This is a genomic window from Halomonas terrestris (assembly GCF_049166755.1).
Classification (GTDB): Bacteria; Pseudomonadota; Gammaproteobacteria; order Pseudomonadales; family Halomonadaceae; genus Halomonas.
Genome location: NZ_JBMHFZ010000021.1, coordinates 43,327 through 61,795, shown reverse-complemented (window position 1 = coordinate 61,795; position 18,469 = coordinate 43,327). Strand labels below are relative to the sequence as shown.

Here is an 18,469-nt window from a genome sequence, read left to right as displayed (position 1 = left end):
CCCGATGAGCCGGATTCTGATCGTTGAAGACGAAGCCATCATCCGCACCGCCCTCAGGCGGCTGCTGGAGCGCCACGACCACCATGTCAGCGAGGCCGGTTCGGTCGCCGAGGCCCTCGCGCTCGACCCCCAGCGCTACGACCTGGTGATCAGCGACCTGCGGCTGCCCGGCGAGCCCGGCACCGAGCTGATCGCCCATGCCGCCCCGGTCCCGGTACTGATCATGACCAGCTACGCCAGCATGCGCTCGGCGGTGGAGGCCCTGAAGCTCGGCGCAGTGGACTATGTGGCCAAGCCTTTCGACCACGACGAACTGCTCGAGACCGTATCGCGGGCGCTTCACCAGCAGGCCGCCCGGGGCACCGAGCCTCCCGATGTCACCGCACCGGGAGGCAATGCCCAGCCGATGATCGGCAACTGCGCTGCCATGCAGGTGGTCTACACCCGCATCCGCAAGACCGCACCGGCCGACGTCACGGTGTTGATCCAGGGCGAGTCGGGCACCGGCAAGGAGCTGGTGGCACGCGCCATCCATCAGCAGAGCAAGCGTGCCGCGGCGCCGTTGATCTGCGTGAACTGTGCGGCGATTCCCGAGACCCTGATCGAGTCCGAGCTGTTCGGCCACGAGAAGGGCGCCTTCACCGGGGCCAGCGCCGCCCGCACCGGCCTGGTGGAGGCCGCCGACGGCGGCACCCTGTTCCTCGACGAGATCGGCGAACTGCCCCTCGACGCCCAGGCACGCCTGCTGCGCGTGCTGCAGGAGGGCGAGATCCGCAAGATCGGCTCGGTGGAGACCCGTCACGTGGATGTCCGCCTCATCGCCGCCACCCACCGCGACCTGCGCGCCCTGTCGAAGACCGGCGAGTTCCGCCTCGACCTCTACTACCGCCTCAACGTGATGCAGATCGACCTGCCGCCGCTACGCGAACGCGACGAGGACATCCTCGAGATCGCCGACGTGCTGCTGGACAAGGCCTGCCACCGCCATGGCCGGGAGGGGCTGCGGCTCTCCCGTGCCGCCCGGCGCACCATTCACGACTACCCCTGGCCCGGCAACGTGCGCGAACTGGAGAACGCCCTGGAGCGCGGCGTCATCCTCGCCGAAGGCCACCTGATCCACCCGGATGACCTGGGACTGTCGGCACCTCCGCGTCCGGTGTCCGCCACTCCCCCGACGAGCATCGACGGTGGCACCGCAACGCCGACCGACGAGGAGGACCTCTCCCTGGAAGACTACTTCCAGCACTTCGTGCTCGAGCACCAGGACCAGATGAGCGAGACCGAACTCGCCCAGAAGCTCGGTATCAGCCGCAAGTGCCTGTGGGAGCGCCGCCAGCGACTCGGCATCCCGCGCAAGAAGAGCCCCAAGCGCAGCACCGGATGAGGCCCTCGCTTCCCGCGGCATTAGACCAAGGTACCAGCACCCGGATATCGGCGGTGGAGCCACGTCCCTCGACCCGTGCGCACCATTTGTTACCTTCCCACCCAGCCATTGCCCCACGGAGGGGCCCAAGCGGTAACACTCCCGCCCCCCTTCCCCATTTCCGGCCGAGGCGTCAAATATAAGTAGCTGTTATTGAAAGAAAAATATCATCGTGGCACGCGGCCTGCTACATATCAGGGCAAGAAAAACAAATCCGGATGTCACCCGCTGCCAACAACAACAGGGCAGCAGACGTGACAGGCCCTTCTCGCCAACAAGAACAACACCTCGGGCCAGAGACGCTGCAGACGCGACGACCGACAACAAGTACAACGGCGGATTCGCGCAAGCCCTTCGGGTCAACAAGAACAACAGCCTCGAAGCACCGGAGCCATCAGGACGCGACGCACCAGACTACGGCAACCAACAAGAACAAGTGCCGTCAAGGTGCACTCCCGGCAACAACACCAACAAGCCGGGAGGAGGCATACTCCATGCCGTCGTGGTTGGATTATTGTTTTGAATACGAGGCGGTCGCCCTCAGGAGCGTCAACAAGGACAACAACACTGCTTGCCTGAATTCTCCTTGGTGACTGTGGTGCGTATTCAAGGCGATGCGCCATCACGAAGAAGAACCAGCAGCATGGATGCTGCAGAATTGCTTGACAGGGGAGGCCAACCGGCCTCCCCTTTCTGCTTTGCGCCCCATTCTCCCGCACAATCCATGCGCCCTGCCCCCTCGATGCTTTGCAAGGTGTCGGGGGTCGGCTACACTCAACGCTTTTCGTACTCCGCGAGTCGATATCGCCGCATGTTCAAAGGATTTACCCGCTTTCTGCAGAGCCCGGGCGAGCGCCTGAAGTCGCTGTTCGGTCCTCAGGATGCCCCCGTCGGCAGCACCGGGCCGTGCATCATCCCGCGCCAGGAGCACCCGGTATCGCGCCAGCACTTCAGCGATGCGGCGCTCAAGGTCCTCTATCGCCTCCACAATGCCGGCTTCGAGGCCTACCTGGTGGGTGGCTGCATCCGCGACTCACTGCTCGGCCGCATGCCCAAGGACTTCGACGTCGCCACCGACGCCACCCCGGAGCAGATCAAGGACCTGTTCCGCAACTCGCGGATCATCGGTCGGCGCTTTCGCATCGTCCACGTGCGCTTCGGTCGCGAGGTGATCGAGGTCACCACCTTCCGCGGCAAGCCGGGCGACGATCACGGCGACCATATCGCCCAGCAGTCCGACGACGGCCTGTTGCTGCGCGACAACGTCTGGGGCGACATCCAGGAAGACGCCCTGCGCCGCGACTTCACCATCAACGCCCTCTACTACAGCATCGCCGACTTCTCGATCCACGACTTCGCCAACGGCGTGCGCGACATCGAGGCCCGCACCCTGCGGCTGATCGGCGACCCGGCCACCCGCTATCGCGAGGACCCGGTGAGGATGCTCAGGGCGGTGCGTTTCGCCGCCAAGCTCGACTTCCACCTGGACCCGGCCACCGAGGCCCCGATCCACGAGTTCGCCCCGCTGCTGCTGCAGATCCCGCCGGCACGCCTGTTCGACGAGATACTCAAGCTGTTCATGGCCGGCCACGGTGTCGAAACCTTCCACCTGCTGCGCCATTACGGCCTCTTCGCCATGCTCTTCCCCGAGGCCGACGAGGCCATGGCTGAACTGCCCTGGGCCGAGCGCCTGGTCGAGCTGGCACTGGAGAGCACCGACCGGCGCATCGCCGAGGAGCGTCCGGTCACGCCGGCCTTCCTCTTTGCCGCCCTGCTCTGGGGGCCCGTGCAGCTGCGCCACGCCGAGCAGGAGGCCAACGGCCTGCCGCCGATACCCGCGCTCCAGGCCGCCTCCCAGCAGGTGGTCTCGCGCCAGCTCCAGCACATCTCGATCCCCAAGCGCTTCAGCCTGCCGATGCGTGATATCTGGGACCTTCAGCAACGCCTGCCGCTGCGTCGTGGCCGCCGCGTCTACCAGACCCGCGAGCATCCCCGCTTCCGTGCCGCCTACGACCTGCTGCTGCTGCGCGAGGCCGCCGGCGAGCTCGACCCGGGGCTCGGTGACTGGTGGACCGCCTTCCAGCAAGCGGACGAACACGAGCAACGGCGCCTGCTGGGCAAGGTCGGTGCCGACCCCGCCGGCAGCGGCGCACCCAGGAAGCGTCGCCGCCGTCGCCGCAAGCCCAGGAATCCCTCGAGCGACGCATGAGCCGCCATCACGCCTGGATCGGCCTGGGCAGCAACCTCGACGAGCCACGCCTCCAGGTCGAGCGCGCCCTGGAAGCGCTCGACAGGCTGCCGCTGACCCGCCGCGCGGCGGCCTCCCGGCTCTATGCCAGCCGCCCGGTCGGCCCCCGGGACCAGCCCGACTTCATCAATGCCGTGGCCTGCCTCGAGACCCGCCTCTCGCCGCTGGCCCTGCTCGACCAGCTGCAGGCCCTGGAGCAACGCCACCGGCGGGTCCGCCGTCACCGCTGGGGGCCCCGCACCCTGGACCTGGATCTGTTACTCTTCGATGACCGGCGCCTGGCATCGCCACGCCTGACGGTACCCCACCCCGAGATGGAGCAGCGAGCCTTCGTGCTGGTACCGCTGGCCGAACTGGCCCCGACACTGCAACTCCCCGACGGCCGCCGGGTGATCGAGCTGGCCAGGGAGCTGGACGATAGCGGCCTGCGACCGGTGTTACCCACTGCTTGAAGATTTCGCCCGAAGTGTTACCTATCGACACTTCAGGGCCATTCGGGTAACAATCACAGGTTACATCCGCGGCTCGTTCCAAGCAGGCCCCGACGACAACCACGAGAGCACACCATGAAAACCGTCACCCTGAGCTCGCTGCAGGCCTTCAAGCGCGCCGGTGAGCCTTTCAGCTGCCTGACCGCCTATGATGCCTCCTTCGCCCGCGCCGCAGGCACGGCGGGCATCGAGGTGCTGCTGGTGGGCGATTCCCTGGGCATGGTCCTGCAGGGGCATGCCAGCACCCTGCCGGTCACCCTGGACGACATCTGCTACCACACCCGCTGCGTGGCGCGCGGCAAGGGGCCCAGCCTGCTGATGGTCGACCTGCCGTTCATGAGCAACGCCAGCACCGAGCGACTGCTGCAGGACGCCGGCGAACTGATGCGCGCCGGGGCCGAACTGGTCAAGGTCGAGGGCGAGGCCTGGATGGCCGAGGGCATCCGCGAGCTGACCCGCCGCGGCGTGCCGGTCTGTGCCCACCTGGGCCTCACGCCGCAGTCGGTCTACCAGCTGGGCGGCTACAAGGTGCAGGGGCGCGAGGCCGACCGGGCCGCGCAGATCCTCGAGGATGCCCGCACCCTGGTGGCGGCCGGTGCCTCGGTGATCCTGCTGGAGTGCGTACCGGCGAGCCTCGGCCGCGCGGTGAGCGAGGCCCTCGAGGTACCGGTGATCGGTATCGGCGCCGGCCCCGACACCGATGGCCAGATCCTCGTGATGCACGACATCCTGGGCGTGACCCACGGCCGCACCCCGCGATTCGTCAAGAACTTCATGCAGGAAGCCGACGACATCCCGGACGCCTTCCGCCGCTACCACGAGGACGTCAAGGCTCGGCGCTTCCCGGCCGAGGAACACTGCTTCTAGGAGCTCGCCCCGATGCGTACCCTGCGTGAGATTGCCGCCCTGCGCGAGACCCTCGGTGACTGCCGCCGGCGCTGCCAGCGTATCGCCCTGGTGCCCACCATGGGCAACCTGCATGCCGGCCACCTGGCGCTGGTGGAGAGCGCTCGCCGCTATGGCGACGTGGTGGTGGCCACCATCTTCGTCAACCCGATGCAGTTCGGCGCGGGCGAGGACCTGGACGCCTATCCGCGCACCCTGGCCGAGGATCAGGAGAAGCTCGAGAGTGCCGGCTGCGACCTGCTGTTCGCCCCGACGACGGCGACCATCTACCCCCGCGGCCTCGAGGCCCAGACCCGGGTCAGCGTCCCCGGCGTCAGCCAGGGACTGTGCGGTGGCTCGCGGCCGGGGCACTTCGATGGTGTCGCCACCGTCGTCAGCATGCTCTTCAACCTGGTGCAGCCCGACGTGGCCTGCTTCGGCGAGAAGGATTACCAGCAGCTGGCGGTGATCCGACAGCTGGTCGCCGACCTGCACTTTCCGATCGAGCTCGTCGGCGTGCCCATCGTGCGCGCGGAGGACGGCCTGGCGCTCTCCTCCCGCAATGGCTATCTCGACCCCGACCAGCGCGCCATCGCCCCCCGGCTCTACCGGACGCTCTGCGAGCTGCGTGACGCCCTGGAAGGCGGCGAAGCGATCGACACCACCCTGGCAACGGGCCTGGAGCGCTTGCGCGATGCCGGCTTCGAGCCCGATTACCTGGAACTTCGCGCCCCGGACCTGGGCGCGGTCACGGCGACCACTCGCGATGCCGTGCTCCTCGCAGCCGCCCGACTCGGACCGACCCGACTGATCGACAACCTGGCCCTGACCCTGCCCCGCTAAGGCGGAGGCCACGACACTGCACCCGGAGGAACACCCCACCCATGTTCACCATCATGCTCAAGGCCAAGCTGCACATGGCCCGCGTCACCCACGCCGTCCTCAACTACGAAGGCTCCTGTGCCATCGATGGCGATCTCCTGGACATGTCCGGTATCCGCGAGAACGAGCAGATTCAGATCTACAACGTCGAGAATGGCCAGCGCTTCACCACCTACGCCATACGCGCCGAGGAGGGCTCCAGGGTCATCTCGATCAACGGCGCCGCGGCCCACCTGGCCGGCCCCGGTGACCGGGTGATCATCTGCAGCTACGCCCACTACAGCGAGGCCGAGCTGGATAACCACCAGCCGGCCCTGGTCTACCTTCAGGAAGGCAACGAGGTGAGCCACACCAGCCATGCCATTCCGGTCCAGCTGGCCTGACCCTCGGTCCGGCGGCACTCGCCCGGCGCCCCCGCCGGGCATGGCCCCTCCCCCGCTCCGCCGAAGCTCCCGGCCGCCCGCACTTTCGTGCCATTGGGCATTGCCGCAGCGCACAAGAGTCCCCTATGCTGACAGGGCTAGTGCCCGCATCTGACTTCAGGAGTAACCCCTCATGCAAGAAGTGGTGATCGTTGCCGCACGCCGCACTGCCGTCGGCGCCTTCGGCGGCTCCCTGGCCGGCATCCCCGCCAGCGACCTCGGCGCCGTGGTGATCAAGGACATCATGGCCAGCACGGGAGTCGCCGCCGACCAGGTCGACGAGGTACTGCTCGGCCAGGTCCTGACCGCCGGCGTCGGCCAGAACCCCGCCCGCCAGGCATCCATCAAGGCCGGCCTGCCGGATGCCGTCCCCGCCATGACCATCAACAAGGTGTGCGGCTCGGGCCTCAAGGCCCTGCACCTGGCCACCCAGGCGATCCGCTGCGGCGACGCCGAGCTGATCATCGCCGGCGGCCAGGAGAACATGTCCGCCTCGCCCCACGTGCTGCCCAACTCCCGCAACGGCCAGCGCATGGGCGACTGGAAGGCCGTCGACACCATGGTCCACGACGGCCTGTGGGACGCCTTCAACAACTACCACATGGGCATCACCGCCGAGAACCTGGCCGAGAAGTACGCCATTACCCGCGAGGCCATGGACGAGTTCGCCGCCTCCTCCCAGCAGAAGGCCGCCGCCGCCATCCGCGAGGGCAAGTTCAAGGGCCAGATCGTCCCGGTGGAGATTCCCCAGCGCAAGGGCGACCCGGTGGTCTTCGACACCGACGAGGGCCCGCGTGACGTGACCGCCGAGAAACTTGCCGGCATGCGTCCGGCCTTCAAGAAGGACGGCACCATCACCGCCGGCAATGCCTCCTCCATCAACGACGGCGCCGCCGTGGTGATGCTCTGCTCGGCCGAGAAGGCCAAGGCCCTGGGCCTCGAGCCGCTGGCCCGCATCAAGGCCTACAGCAACGCCGGCGTCGATCCCTCCATCATGGGCATCGGACCGGCCCCGGCCACCCGCCGCTGCCTGGAGAAGGCCGGCTGGAGCCTGGACGACCTGGACCTGGTCGAGGCCAACGAGGCGTTCGCCGCCCAGGCGCTCTCGGTCAACAAGGAGCTGGGCTGGGATGTCAGCAAGGTCAACGTCAACGGCGGTGCCATCGCCATCGGCCACCCCATCGGCGCCTCCGGCTGCCGCATCCTGGTGACCCTGGTCCACGAGATGATCGCCCGCGATGCCAAGAAGGGCCTCGCCACCCTGTGCATCGGCGGAGGGCAGGGCGTCGCGCTCGCCATCGAGCGCTAAGCACGCACCACAACACGAGCGGCCCCGGGGACAGGTCGAAGCGGAGATCCGATGCCACAGATGGCATCGGTAGCGCCCAGGGAAGGGTTCACAGCGCCTCCGCGATGGTCCGACACTTCGGGGCCTGTCACCGGGAAAGCCGCGCCACCCCAAACGTGAACCGCCCCCGCAGCCTGGCTGCGGGGGCGGTTTTTCTTACGGTTTAACGCTTACGGCTCACAGCTGGGGCTCGGCGGCCTCCTCAGCCTCGAACGCCGCCTTCTCTTCCGGGGTGATCTCCTTGATGGTGAGCTTCACGCGATTGCGGTTGTCGATGTCGAGCACCTTGACCACGATCTCGTCACCCTCGTTGAGGAAGTCACGCACATCGTTGACCCGCTCGGGCACGATCTGGGAGATGTGCACCAGGCCGTCGGTGCCCGGCATGATGTTGACGAAGGCACCGAAGTCGGCGATGCGCACCACCTTGCCGCGGTAGAGCTTGCCGATCTCCGCCTCGGCGGTGATCGCCAGCACGGTGTCGATGGCCTTCTTGGCCGCCGCCTTGTCCTCGGCGTAGATGCGCACGGTGCCGTCGTCGTCCAGGTCGATGGAGGCGCCGGTGTCCTCGCAGATCTTGCGGATGGTGGCGCCGCCCTTGCCGATGACGTCGCGGATCTTGTCCGGGTCGATCTTGATGGTGGCCATGGAGGGGGCATTCTCGGAGACCTCGGCACGACTCTGGCCGATCACCGCGTTCATCTGCTCGAGGATATGCAGGCGCGCCTCGTTGGCCTGCTGCAGGGCGACCTCCATGATCTCCTCGTTGATGCCCTCGATCTTGATGTCCATCTGCAGCGCGGTGACGCCCTCGGAGGAGCCGGCCACCTTGAAATCCATGTCACCGAGGTGGTCCTCGTCGCCGAGGATGTCGGTCAGCACCGCGAAGCCGTCGTCGTCCTTGACCAGGCCCATGGCGATGCCCGCCACCGGAGCCTTCATCGGCACGCCGGCATCCATCAGCGCCAGCGAGGAACCGCACACGGAAGCCATGGAGCTGGAGCCGTTGGATTCGGTGATCTCGGAGACCACGCGGATGGTGTAGGGGAACTCGGCGTCATCGGGCAACATGGCCTCGACACCCCGACGCGCCAGGCGTCCGTGACCGATCTCGCGACGCTTCGGGCCGCCCATGAAACCGGCCTCGCCCACGCAGTAGGGCGGGAAGTTGTAGTGCAGCAGGAAGCGGTCCTTGCGCTCGCCTTCCAGCGACTCGATCAGCTGGGCGTCGCGCAGGGTGCCCAGGGTGGCGATGACGATCGCCTGGGTCTCGCCGCGGGTGAAGATCGCCGAGCCGTGGGTCTTGGGCAGGGTACCCACCTCGATGGAGAGCGGACGCACCGTCTTCAGGTCGCGGCCGTCGATGCGCGGCTCGCCCTTGACCACGCGCGAACGCACCACACGCTTCTCCAGGCCGGCGAAGGCGCCCTTGACCTCATCGGCGTCGAACTTGCCTTCCTCCTCACCGGCCAGCTGCTCGACCGCCTGCTCCTTGAGGGCGGAGAGCGCGTCCTGGCGGGCCATCTTGTCGGTGATACGGTAGGCTTCGCCCACCTTGGCCTCGAACGCCTCGGCCACGGCGGACTTCAGCGCAGTGTTCTCGGCCGGAGGCTGCCAGTCCCACTTCGGCTTGCCGGCCTCGGCGGCCAGCTCGTTGATGGCCTGGATGGCGACCTGCATCTCCTGGTGGGCGTAGAGCACGGCGCCCAGCATCTCGTCCTCGAGCAGCTCCTTGGCCTCGGACTCCACCATCAGTACCGCCTTCTCGGTACCGGCGACCACCATGTCCAGCTCGGAGGTGGTCAGCTCCTCGACGGTGGGGTTGAGGAAGTAGCCATTGGCCTCGGTGAAGCCCACGCGGGCCGCACCGATGGGGCCGTTGAAGGGCACGCCGGAGATGGCCAGGGCCGCGGAGGTGCCGATCAGCGCCGCGATGTCCGGGTCATGGTTGCGGTCGGTGGAGAGAACGGTACAGATCACCTGCACCTCGTTCATGAACCCCTTCGGGAAGAGCGGGCGGATGGGGCGATCGATCAGCCGCGAGGTGAGGGTTTCCTTCTCGGTGGGGCGTCCCTCGCGCTTGAAGAAGCCACCGGGGATCTTGCCCACCGCATAGGTCTTCTCCTGGTAGAACACGGCCAGGGGGAAAAAGGGTTGATCGGGCCTGGCGTCCTTCTTGGCGACGACGGTGCAGAGCACCACGGTATCGTCCATGGTGACCATCACGGCACCGGTGGCCTGGCGGGCGATGCGCCCGGTTTCCAGGGTGACGGTGCTGCGACCGTACTGAAATGTCTTCTTGACCGGATTCACGGCGACTTCCTTCAATATCTACTTTTCTGTGTTTGGGTCGTTTTGACTCGGCGACCATTTTAGGGGTTGACGCGCGCGAGGGCCACCAGGTAGCGACATTTCCGTCCACGAGGAGCACCAGCACTGGCGGTCTCTTTGGGGTCAGACCCCGACGGGGGCGATGCCGACCGAACCGTGCACCGTGACAGGCCTGACGGCTGGGCTGGGGTCTGACCCCAAAGGGGCCATGTCGCCGACGACTTCGGTGGAAAGACCGCCAGCAGCATGGCGCCGTTCCCCAGACGCGAAACGGGCAGCCCGAAGGCTGCCCGTTTCTCTACCGCTTGGGGTACGTCGCTTAGCGACGCAGGCCCAGACGCTGGATAAGTGCCTGATAGCGCTCGAAGTCCTTGCGCTTCAGGTAGTCCAGCAGCTTGCGGCGCTGGTTGACCATGCGGATCAGGCCACGACGGGAGTGGTGATCCTGCTTGTTGGTCTTGAAGTGGTCCTGCAGGCCATCGATGTTGGCGCTCAGCAGGGCCACCTGCACCTCGGGGGAACCGGTGTCGTTGTCGCCACGACCGAATTCGTTGACGATCTCGGCCTTCTGTTCGGCTGTCAGTGCCATCTGTCTCTCCAGTAAGCAATATGCCTGAATGATGTAGGTGTGAGACCACGCATATTTGCAGTCTCGAGCGTCTTTCCCTTCAATCGGCTGCCGTGCTCAGCAGTCGTTTCGGCGCCACCTCCTGTGGCCCCGTCACCGCGCCGAGCCCCAGGAAGGCCTCGTCACGGTATAGCCTTGCCACCTCGCCTTCCGCCAGGGCACCGGTGCCGACCCGGGCCGACTGGCCATGGGTCAATCGACCGGCCGCCGCGACATCGACGTCGAGCCGCGGCAGGTGGGCGACCAGCACGTCGACGGGCAGCAGCAGCGCCTCGCGCTCGGCCTGACCGGGCAGGGCCTCCAGCGCATCGAGGGTCAGCATGCCCTCGCTCGTGAAGGGGCCCGTCTTCAGCCGCCGCAGCGCGCTGATGTGGGCCCCGCAACCCAGCGCCCGGCCGATGTCCTCGGCCAGGGTGCGGATGTAGGTACCCTTGCTGCAGCTCACCTCCAGCTCGAAGGCAGCGCCTTCGAAGGCCAGGAGGCGCGCATCATACACCGTCACGCGCCGCTCTGCACGCTCGACCGACTTGCCCTCCCGGGCCAGTTCGTAGAGCTTGCGCCCCTGGTGCCTGAGCGCCGAGTACATCGGCGGCACCTGCCCGATCTCGCCGCGAAAGCCCTCGAGCACGCCCTCGACATCGGTCTCGGTGAGCCGGGGCACCGCGTGGCGCTCGACCACCCGGCCCTCGGCATCGCCGGTATCGGTGACCACGCCGAGCTCCACCCGGGTGCGGTAGACCTTGTCGGCCTCCAGCAGATGGGCGGAGAACTTGGTCGCCTCGCCGAAGCAGATCGGCAGTAGCCCGGTGGCCATGGGGTCCAGGGTCCCGGTGTGCCCCGCCTTCTGGGCCTGGAACAGGCGCCGCACCCGCTGCAGGGCGTGGTTGCTGGACACGCCCTTCGGCTTGTCCAGCAGCAGCACCCCGTTAACCGGCAGGCCACGACGCCGACGCGCCATCAGTCGCGCCCGCCCTGGTCGTCGCCGACGTCACTGCCCGAGGCGTCGTCGCCCGGCGCATCGCCCTGACGGACCTTGTCGCTGGCCACGGCCTCGTCGATCAGCGACGACAGCCGCTGGCCGCGAACCACGCTCTCGTCGTAGTGAAAGCGCAGCTCGGGCACGTGCCGCAGCTTGATGCGCCGGGCGATCTGGCCGCGCAGGAAACCGGCGGCCTGGCGCAGCACCTTGAGGTTCTCCTTGATCCGCTCCGGCGTGTCCTCGCCCAGCAGTGTCACATGGACGTCGGCGTAGCCGAGGTCACGGCTGACCTCGACCCCGCTCACCGTGACCATGCCCAGCCGCGGGTCCTTGACCTCGCGCTGGATGAGGACCGCCAGCTCCTTCTGGAGCTGGTCGGCCACCCGGTCGGTACGCTTGAACTCGCGCATGATCGACTCCTCGAGCCGTTACAGGGTCCGCTCGACCTTGACCTGATCGAAGACCTCGATCTTGTCGCCGACCTGGACATCGTTGTAGTTCTTCACACCGATGCCGCACTCCATGCCGTTGCGCACTTCCTGGACATCATCCTTGAAGCGACGCAGCGATTCGAGCTCACCCTCGTAGATGACCACGTTATCGCGCAGCACGCGGATCTTCTTGTTGCGGAAGACGGTGCCCTCGACCACCATGCAGCCGGCCACGGCGCCGATCTTGGGTGCGCGGAAGACATCGCGAACCTCGGCCACGCCGACGATCTCCTCCTTCCACTCCGGTGCCAGCATGCCGCTCATGGCCTGCTTGACCTCGTCGATCAGCTGGTAGATCACGCTGTAGTAGCGCAGATCCAGGCCTTCACGCTCGATGATCTCGCGGGCGGCGGCATCGGCACGCACGTTGAAGCCGACCACGATGGCGTCACTGGCCAATGCCAGGTTGGCGTCGGTCCCGGTGATACCCCCCACACCGGAGGAGACCACGGCCACCTGCACCTCATCGGTGGAGAGCTCCTCGAGGGCGCCCTTGATGGCCTCCAGCGAGCCCTGCACATCGGCCTTGAGCACGATGTTGACCTTGGCCACCTCGTCCCGGCCCATCTGGCTGAACATGTTCTCCAGCTTGGCCTTCTGCTGGCGGGCCAGGCGAACCTCGCGGTACTTGCCCTGGCGGAAGTTGGCGACCTCGCGGGCCTTCTTCTCGTCGGCCACGACCATGAAGTCGTCGCCCGCCTCGGGCGTGCCGTCGAGCCCCTGGACCTCCACCGGCATGGCGGGACCCGCCTCGTCGACCTGCTTGCCCAGCTCGTTGGTCAGGGCACGCACGCGGCCATAGTGCAGGCCGGCCAGCACGATGTCGCCCTTCTTCAGGGTGCCGTTCTGGACCAGCACGGTGGCCACCGGGCCGCGGCCCTTGTCCAGCCGCGACTCGACCACCACGCCCTTGCCGGGCGCCTCGGGGACGGCCTTGAGCTCGAGCACCTCGGACACCAGCTGGATCGCCTCCAGCAGCTCCTCGATGCCTTCCCCGGTATGCGCGGAGACGTGCACGAACTGGGTGTCGCCGCCCCACTCCTCGGAGATGACGCCGTGCTGGGAGAGCTCGTTCTTGATCCGGTCCAGGTCGATGCCGGGCTTGTCGATCTTGTTGACCGCCACCACCATCGGCACCTCGGCCGCCCGGGAGTGCTCGATCGCCTCGACGGTCTGGGGCATCACGCCATCATCGGCGGCCACCACCAGCACCACCACGTCGGTCGCCTTGGCACCGCGCGCCCGCATGGCGGTGAACGCCGCGTGGCCCGGGGTATCCAGGAAGGTCACGCCGCCATGGTCGTCCTCGACGTGATAGGCGCCGATATGCTGGGTGATGCCGCCGGCCTCGCCCGTCGCCACCTTGGCCTTGCGGATATAGTCGAGCAGCGAGGTCTTGCCGTGGTCGACGTGGCCCATGACCGTGACCACCGGAGAGCGGGTGATCTCGTCGCCCTCGTAGGAGATGCCCTCGAGCACCTCGGTCTCCAGTGCATCGTCCTTGACCAGCTTGGGCTTGTGGCCCATCTCCTCCACCACGATGGCGGCGGTGTCCTGGTCGATGGTCTGGTTGATGGTCACCGCGGCGCCCATGGTGAACATGGCCTTGATGACCTCGTTCGCCTTGATCGACATCTTGTCGGCCAGGTCGGCGACGCTGATCGACTCGGGGATGGAGACCTCGCGGACGATCGGCTGGGTCGGCTTCTGGAAGCCGTGCTTGCCGCCGCCCTGGCTACCGCCACGGCGGGTGCCGCGACGCTCGGCACGCTTGGCCTTCTTGCCGCCACGGCGACGCTCCTCGCGATCGCCGCGGTCGTCCTCCTCGCGACCGCCACGCCCCTTCTTGGCCGCGGCCTTCTTGGGCGGCGCGGTACGGCGGTCGGAGCGACCCTCCTTGGGGGGCGCCGGCGGCTCGTCGCCGGCCGGCTGCTCCACCAGCTCCGGCACCGGAATCTGCGGCTCGGCGGCAGCCTTCTCGGCCTCGAGCTTGGCCGCGGCCTCGCGGGCGGTCTCCTCGGCGGCGCGTGCCTTGGCTTCCTCGGCCTCGCGGGCCTCCTGCTCGGCACGGGCCTGCTGGGAGTCGGCCATGTCGCCGACCAGCTGGCGCGGACCGGACTCCTCGGCCGGCGCGGGCTCCGGCGCCTCTTCCTCGGCACGCTTGACGTAGGTGCGCTTCTTGCGGACCTGCACCTCGATGGTCTTGCCCCGCTCACCGGTCTTGATGCGACTCTTGGTCTTGCGGGTCAGGGTGATGCGGTTCCTGGCACCGGCACCACCGCCACCGTGGCTCTTGGTGAGATAGTCGAGCAGCTGCCGCTTGTCCTCCTCGGACACGGCATCACCCTCGGACTTGTGCTCGAGCCCGGCTTCTTTCATCTGTTCCAGCAGGCGGGGCACGTCGCGGCCCACCTTCGCTGCAAAATCCTTAACGGTCATCTCTGACATTACGACCCTCCTCAGCCCGTGACCCTAATACTGTTCGCTATCGAATGATTCCTGACTCGAATGATTCGACGACGAGCGATTCGCTCTCGATCTATTCGTTCTCGGCTATTCGCTTTCGAACCATGGCGCACGGGCGGTCATGATCAGTGCCGCGGCGCGCTCCTCGTCCATTTCCTCGATATCCATCAGATCATCGACGGACTGCTCGGCAAGATCCTCCATGGTGACGATCCCGCGGCTGGCCAGGATGAAGGCCAGGTGGCGCTCCATTCCGTCCATCTCCAGCAGGTCGTCGGCCGGCTGGGCACCGTCGAGCTCTTCTTCGGAAGCGATGGCCAGGTTCAACAGCTCGTCCTTGGCACGAGCGCGCAGCTCCTCGATAAGCTCCTCGTCGAGCTCCTCGATCTCGAGCATCTCCTCCACCGGCACGTAGGCGACTTCCTCGATCGAGGTGAAGCCCTCCTCGACCAGCAGGCGCGCGACCTCCTCGTCGATGTCCAGGTGCTGGATGAAGTGTTCGACCAGGCTGTCGATCTCCTGGTCACGCTTGGCCTCGGCCTCCTCCTCGGTCATGACGTTGAGACGCCAGCCGGTGAGTTCGGAGGCCAGGCGCACGTTCTGGCCACTGCGGCCGATGGCCTGGGCCAGGTTGTCCTCGGCGACGGCCACGTCCATGGCATGGGCGTCCTCGTCGACGAGGATCGAGGCGACATCCGCCGGCGCCATGGCGTTGATCACCAGCTGGGCGGGGTTGTCGTCCCACAGCACGATGTCCACGCGCTCGTTCTGCAGCTCCGAGGACACCGCCTGGACCCGCGAGCCTCGCATGCCGACACAGGCGCCCACGGGGTCGATGCGGCGATCATTGGTCTTGACCGCGATCTTGGCACGGGAACCGGGATCGCGTGCGGCCCCCTTGATCTCGATGAGCTGCTCGGCGATCTCCGGCACCTCGATCTTGAACAGCTCGATGATCAGTTCCGGGCAGGTACGCGACAGGATCAGCTGGGCACCGCGGGCCTCGGGATCGACCTTGACCAGCAGGGCACGAACCCGCTCGTTCATGCGGTAGCGCTCGCCGGGAATCATCTCGCTGCGCGGCAGGAAGGCCTCGGCGTTGTCGCCGAGGTCGATGATCAGCCCGTCGCGGGTCGTCTTCTTGACGATGCCGGCAACCAGCTCGCCCTCGCGCTCGGCATAGAGCCGCACGACCTCGGCCCGCTCGGCCTCGCGCACCTTCTGCACGATGACCTGCTTGGCGGTCTGGGCAGCGATGCGGCCGAAGGCGGCATTCTCGATCTGCTCCTCGACGACGTCGCCCAGTCCCAGGGGCGGGTCGCGGCGCTCGGCGAAGGAGAGCTTGATCTGGGCGTCGGGGCCATCGAAGTCGTCATCCTCGACCACTTCCCAGCGACGGAAGGTCTCGTAGTCACCGGTGCGACGATCGATGTGCACCCGCACGCTGGCCTCCTCGCCCTCGAAGCGCTTGCGTGACGCGCTGGCCAGGGCCGCTTCGACGGCCTCGAAGATCACCTCGCGGGGAACGCCCTTCTCGTTGGAGATCGCATCAACGACCGTCAGAATTTCTTTACTCATGCCTATGCCTCGCCAGAAAACCTGTCCTTGAGCATCGTGCTCGTTCGCCACGCCCGGGGGCCGGGATCAATCCTCGAACCGGGGCACGATATGTGCCTGATCGATGCTGTCGATGGGAAAGCAGTACTCTTCGCCGTCGAGCTGCAGCAGCACCTCGTCGTTCTCGATGCCGGCCAGCAGCCCCTGGAACTTGCGCCGCCCGTCGAAGGGCACGCGCAGCCTGAGCTTAACCTCGTGGCCACGGTAACGCTCGAACTGGTCGAGTGTGTAGAGCGGCCTGTCCATGCCCGGCGACGAGACCTCGAGGCGATATTCGCCGCGGATCGGGTCCTCGACGTCGAGCACGGCACTGACCTGGCGGCTGATGTCGGCGCAATCATCCACGCTCACACCATCCTGGTGATCGATATAGATCACCAGGCGCGAGTGCTTGCCCTGGGACAGGAAGTCGATGCCCCACAGTTCGAACCCCATGGCCGTGACCACCGGCTCGATCAGCGCATGCAGCGCAGCATCCTTGATTGCCACGGAAAAGACTCCTACAGCCGTTGCATCAGGCACCTGGCCGGGAGTGAACAAGAGAGTCAGGTGGCTGATTGGCGTTGCCCGGAACAGCGCCCTCGACGCGGGCGTCACCGGGCAAGCTGCTAACAAAAAGCCCCTTCACAGGAAGGGGCTTTCACAAGAAACCTGTAATACCACTTCGGCTAGGCGGCAGCCCCATGATTCCGAGATACTGCTCTCGAAAGGCGCCTGCCTGGAAGATGGTAGCGGGGACCGGATTTGAACCGATGACCTTCGGGTTATGAGCCCGACGAGCTACCAGACTGCTCCACCCCGCATCAATCTAGGTCGGTGATTGTATGCCTGACTCGTACTTTCGTCAAGGCATCGGCATCACCACAGTGCCAATCCTGCTTCTGATGAGCCGGCGATTCCTCAGTGCCGAATCGTGGCGTATCAGATGGTGCCGAAGGCGGGACTTGAACCCGCACGACCGTAAGGTCACTACCCCCTCAAGATAGCGTGTCTACCAATTCCACCACTTCGGCATCGGGGAGGCCGGAACTACGACAGCCAAGGAGCCACTGGCTCAGTCGCTGCTTTCCTCCAGCACTGGCGCGGTATTATCCACATCGCGGCCCTCGTCGTCAAGGGTCGGGATGCCCTGCTGCTGTTCGACCAGCCGCGAGTCGGGAATGCCCGCCTCCGGCGCCTGGCTCGCCTGGGTGGCATACCAGGCCAGGGCCAGGGAGGTGGCGAAGAAGGCGGCCGCCAGCACACCGGTGAACTTCGACAGGAAGCCGCCGCTGCCGCGGGAGCCGAATACCGTCTGCGAGGCCCCGCCACCGAAGGCGGCGCCGGCTTCGGCGCCCTTGCCCTGCTGCAGCAGGATCAGGACGACCAGGGCGATGGCGATCGCCACGTGGATCATGAGAATGGCAACTTGCATGGATTCAACCTGCTGACTGACAAATGGCTAGGAAATCGTCGACCTTGAGCGAAGCACCGCCCACCAGGCCGCCGTCGATATCCGGCTGAGCGAGCAGCTCAGCCGCGTTGTTCGCGTTCATGCTGCCACCGTAGAGCAGGCATAGTCCTTCGGCCAGCTCACGATCATAGCCGGCCTGGTAGGCCCGGATCGCGGCCATGACCTCCTGAGCCTGCTCGGGCGTCGCCGTGCGACCGGTACCGATGGCCCACACCGGCTCGTAGGCGATCACCACCCGGGTACGCTGCTCCGGCTCCAGGCGCGCCATGATGAAGCCCACCTGGCGCAGCACCACGTCCAGGGTCCGGCCGGCATCGCGCTCCTCCAGGGTCTCGCCGACGCAGAGCACCGGCGTCATGCCGGCGCTCAGCGCGGCCAGCAACCGATCGCACACCTCCCTGTCGCCCTCACGATAGAGCTGGCGACGCTCGGAGTGACCCACCAGCGCATATTCGACGCCGAACTCGCGCAGCATGCTGCCGCTGACCTCGCCGGTCCGCGCGCCCGAATGCAAGGGATTGAGCGTCTGGGCGCCGAGCCGGATCGGCGTACCGTCAAAGGCGCGCCGGGCCGCATCGAGATACGGGAACGGTGGAAAGATGGCGACCTTCAGCGCCGCCGGCAGAGCGGCATCGGCAAAGGCGCGTCCGAACGCCTCGACCAGCTCGGTCGAGCCATTCATCTTCCAGTTACCGGCGATCAGCGGCGTGCGCATCGGCTGTCCTCTTTCAAGGTGGTGCGAAATGGTATAGGAGAGGCCCTGTCAAGACAACCGCCAGGCCGCCGTCGACCGGGCACCCGCCCC

At 66.7% G+C, this 18,469-nt stretch carries 17 protein-coding genes and 2 tRNA genes; 8 read left to right on the top strand and 11 right to left on the bottom strand.

Annotated elements, in window-relative coordinates; translation table 11 throughout:
* Positions 1-4: 4 nt before the first annotated feature.
* From ACOMD9_RS17295 to ACOMD9_RS17260, 8 genes are all read left to right on the top strand, one after another.
* On the top strand, positions 5-1,384 hold the full coding sequence (locus ACOMD9_RS17295) for a sigma-54-dependent transcriptional regulator (protein WP_421417227.1): 1,380 nt from the start codon (positions 5-7) through the stop codon (positions 1,382-1,384).
* Positions 1,385-1,595: 211 nt separating this feature from the next.
* Entirely contained in the window at positions 1,596-1,946 is a 351-nt protein-coding gene (locus ACOMD9_RS17290) for a hypothetical protein (protein ID WP_421417226.1), read from the top strand.
* 288 nt (positions 1,947-2,234) lie between these two features.
* Entirely contained in the window at positions 2,235-3,632 is a 1,398-nt protein-coding gene (pcnB, locus tag ACOMD9_RS17285; RefSeq protein WP_421417225.1) for a polynucleotide adenylyltransferase PcnB, read from the top strand.
* Positions 3,629-4,123, top strand: a complete 495-nt coding sequence (gene folK / locus ACOMD9_RS17280) for a 2-amino-4-hydroxy-6-hydroxymethyldihydropteridine diphosphokinase (RefSeq protein ID WP_421417224.1) — start codon at positions 3,629-3,631, stop codon at positions 4,121-4,123. The genes pcnB and folK overlap by 4 nt, the downstream gene beginning before the upstream one ends.
* 114 nt (positions 4,124-4,237) lie before the next feature.
* Entirely contained in the window at positions 4,238-5,029 is a 792-nt protein-coding gene (panB, locus tag ACOMD9_RS17275; RefSeq protein ID WP_421417223.1) for a 3-methyl-2-oxobutanoate hydroxymethyltransferase, read from the top strand.
* Between the two features lie 12 nt (positions 5,030-5,041).
* Positions 5,042-5,890, top strand: a complete 849-nt coding sequence (panC, locus tag ACOMD9_RS17270; protein WP_421417222.1) for a pantoate--beta-alanine ligase — start codon at positions 5,042-5,044, stop codon at positions 5,888-5,890.
* 41 nt (positions 5,891-5,931) lie between these two features.
* A complete protein-coding gene (gene panD / locus ACOMD9_RS17265; RefSeq protein ID WP_421417221.1) occupies positions 5,932-6,312 on the top strand; it encodes an aspartate 1-decarboxylase in 381 nt (126 codons plus the stop codon).
* A gap of 172 nt (positions 6,313-6,484) precedes the next feature.
* Entirely contained in the window at positions 6,485-7,660 is a 1,176-nt protein-coding gene (locus ACOMD9_RS17260; RefSeq protein WP_421417220.1) for an acetyl-CoA C-acetyltransferase, read from the top strand.
* Between the two features lie 216 nt (positions 7,661-7,876).
* Here the strand turns inward: ACOMD9_RS17260 and pnp are convergent, their stop codons facing one another.
* From pnp to tpiA, 11 genes are all read right to left on the bottom strand, one after another.
* On the bottom strand, positions 7,877-10,012 hold the full coding sequence (gene pnp, locus ACOMD9_RS17255; RefSeq protein WP_421417219.1) for a polyribonucleotide nucleotidyltransferase: 2,136 nt from the start codon (positions 10,010-10,012) through the stop codon (positions 7,877-7,879).
* A gap of 337 nt (positions 10,013-10,349) precedes the next feature.
* Positions 10,350-10,619: a 30S ribosomal protein S15 gene (gene rpsO / locus ACOMD9_RS17250; RefSeq protein ID WP_421417218.1), complete on the bottom strand. Its 270-nt coding sequence runs from the start codon at positions 10,617-10,619 to the stop codon at positions 10,350-10,352.
* Positions 10,620-10,698: 79 nt separating this feature from the next.
* Positions 10,699-11,616 (bottom strand): tRNA pseudouridine(55) synthase TruB, encoded by a 918-nt coding sequence (gene truB / locus ACOMD9_RS17245; RefSeq protein WP_421417217.1) that lies wholly within the window; start codon positions 11,614-11,616, stop codon positions 10,699-10,701.
* A complete protein-coding gene (rbfA, locus tag ACOMD9_RS17240; protein WP_421417216.1) occupies positions 11,616-12,047 on the bottom strand; it encodes a 30S ribosome-binding factor RbfA in 432 nt (143 codons plus the stop codon). The genes truB and rbfA overlap by 1 nt, the downstream gene beginning before the upstream one ends.
* An 18-nt stretch (positions 12,048-12,065) precedes the next feature.
* On the bottom strand, positions 12,066-14,576 hold the full coding sequence (gene infB, locus ACOMD9_RS17235) for a translation initiation factor IF-2 (protein ID WP_421417215.1): 2,511 nt from the start codon (positions 14,574-14,576) through the stop codon (positions 12,066-12,068).
* A 105-nt stretch (positions 14,577-14,681) separates the two neighbouring features.
* Positions 14,682-16,172, bottom strand: coding sequence for a transcription termination factor NusA (nusA, locus tag ACOMD9_RS17230; protein ID WP_421417214.1), 1,491 nt, complete (start codon positions 16,170-16,172; stop codon positions 14,682-14,684).
* A gap of 66 nt (positions 16,173-16,238) precedes the next feature.
* Positions 16,239-16,700 carry a ribosome maturation factor RimP gene (rimP, locus tag ACOMD9_RS17225; RefSeq protein WP_421417213.1) on the bottom strand — a complete coding sequence of 154 codons (462 nt, stop codon included), beginning with the start codon at positions 16,698-16,700 and terminating at the stop codon, positions 16,239-16,241.
* 237 nt (positions 16,701-16,937) lie between these two features.
* Positions 16,938-17,014 (bottom strand) — tRNA-Met (locus ACOMD9_RS17220).
* Between the two features lie 123 nt (positions 17,015-17,137).
* Positions 17,138-17,224 (bottom strand) — tRNA-Leu (locus ACOMD9_RS17215).
* Between the two features lie 41 nt (positions 17,225-17,265).
* Complete coding sequence (gene secG, locus ACOMD9_RS17210; protein WP_421417212.1) at positions 17,266-17,625, bottom strand: preprotein translocase subunit SecG; 360 nt, start codon at positions 17,623-17,625, stop codon at positions 17,266-17,268.
* 4 nt (positions 17,626-17,629) lie between these two features.
* On the bottom strand, positions 17,630-18,379 hold the full coding sequence (gene tpiA / locus ACOMD9_RS17205) for a triose-phosphate isomerase (protein WP_421417211.1): 750 nt from the start codon (positions 18,377-18,379) through the stop codon (positions 17,630-17,632).
* Positions 18,380-18,469: the final 90 nt, after the last annotated feature.

Excerpts from the sequence above, each read along its gene's own strand:
- nusA (WP_421417214.1), bottom strand. The coding sequence starts at position 16,172 with ATGAGTAAAGAAATTCTGACGGTCGTTGATGCGATCTCCAACGAGAAG.
- panB (WP_421417223.1), top strand. The coding sequence starts at position 4,238 with ATGAAAACCGTCACCCTGAGCTCGCTGCAGGCCTTCAAGCGCGCCGGT.
- panD (WP_421417221.1), top strand. The coding sequence starts at position 5,932 with ATGTTCACCATCATGCTCAAGGCCAAGCTGCACATGGCCCGCGTCACC.
- folK (WP_421417224.1), top strand. The coding sequence starts at position 3,629 with ATGAGCCGCCATCACGCCTGGATCGGCCTGGGCAGCAACCTCGACGAG.
- tpiA (WP_421417211.1), bottom strand. The coding sequence starts at position 18,379 with ATGCGCACGCCGCTGATCGCCGGTAACTGGAAGATGAATGGCTCGACC.
- infB (WP_421417215.1), bottom strand. The coding sequence starts at position 14,576 with ATGTCAGAGATGACCGTTAAGGATTTTGCAGCGAAGGTGGGCCGCGAC.
- ACOMD9_RS17260 (WP_421417220.1), top strand. The coding sequence starts at position 6,485 with ATGCAAGAAGTGGTGATCGTTGCCGCACGCCGCACTGCCGTCGGCGCC.
- rpsO (WP_421417218.1), bottom strand. The coding sequence starts at position 10,619 with ATGGCACTGACAGCCGAACAGAAGGCCGAGATCGTCAACGAATTCGGT.
- ACOMD9_RS17295 (WP_421417227.1), top strand. The coding sequence starts at position 5 with ATGAGCCGGATTCTGATCGTTGAAGACGAAGCCATCATCCGCACCGCC.
- secG (WP_421417212.1), bottom strand. The coding sequence starts at position 17,625 with ATGCAAGTTGCCATTCTCATGATCCACGTGGCGATCGCCATCGCCCTG.
- panC (WP_421417222.1), top strand. The coding sequence starts at position 5,042 with ATGCGTACCCTGCGTGAGATTGCCGCCCTGCGCGAGACCCTCGGTGAC.
- pcnB (WP_421417225.1), top strand. The coding sequence starts at position 2,235 with ATGTTCAAAGGATTTACCCGCTTTCTGCAGAGCCCGGGCGAGCGCCTG.
- rbfA (WP_421417216.1), bottom strand. The coding sequence starts at position 12,047 with ATGCGCGAGTTCAAGCGTACCGACCGGGTGGCCGACCAGCTCCAGAAG.
- truB (WP_421417217.1), bottom strand. The coding sequence starts at position 11,616 with ATGGCGCGTCGGCGTCGTGGCCTGCCGGTTAACGGGGTGCTGCTGCTG.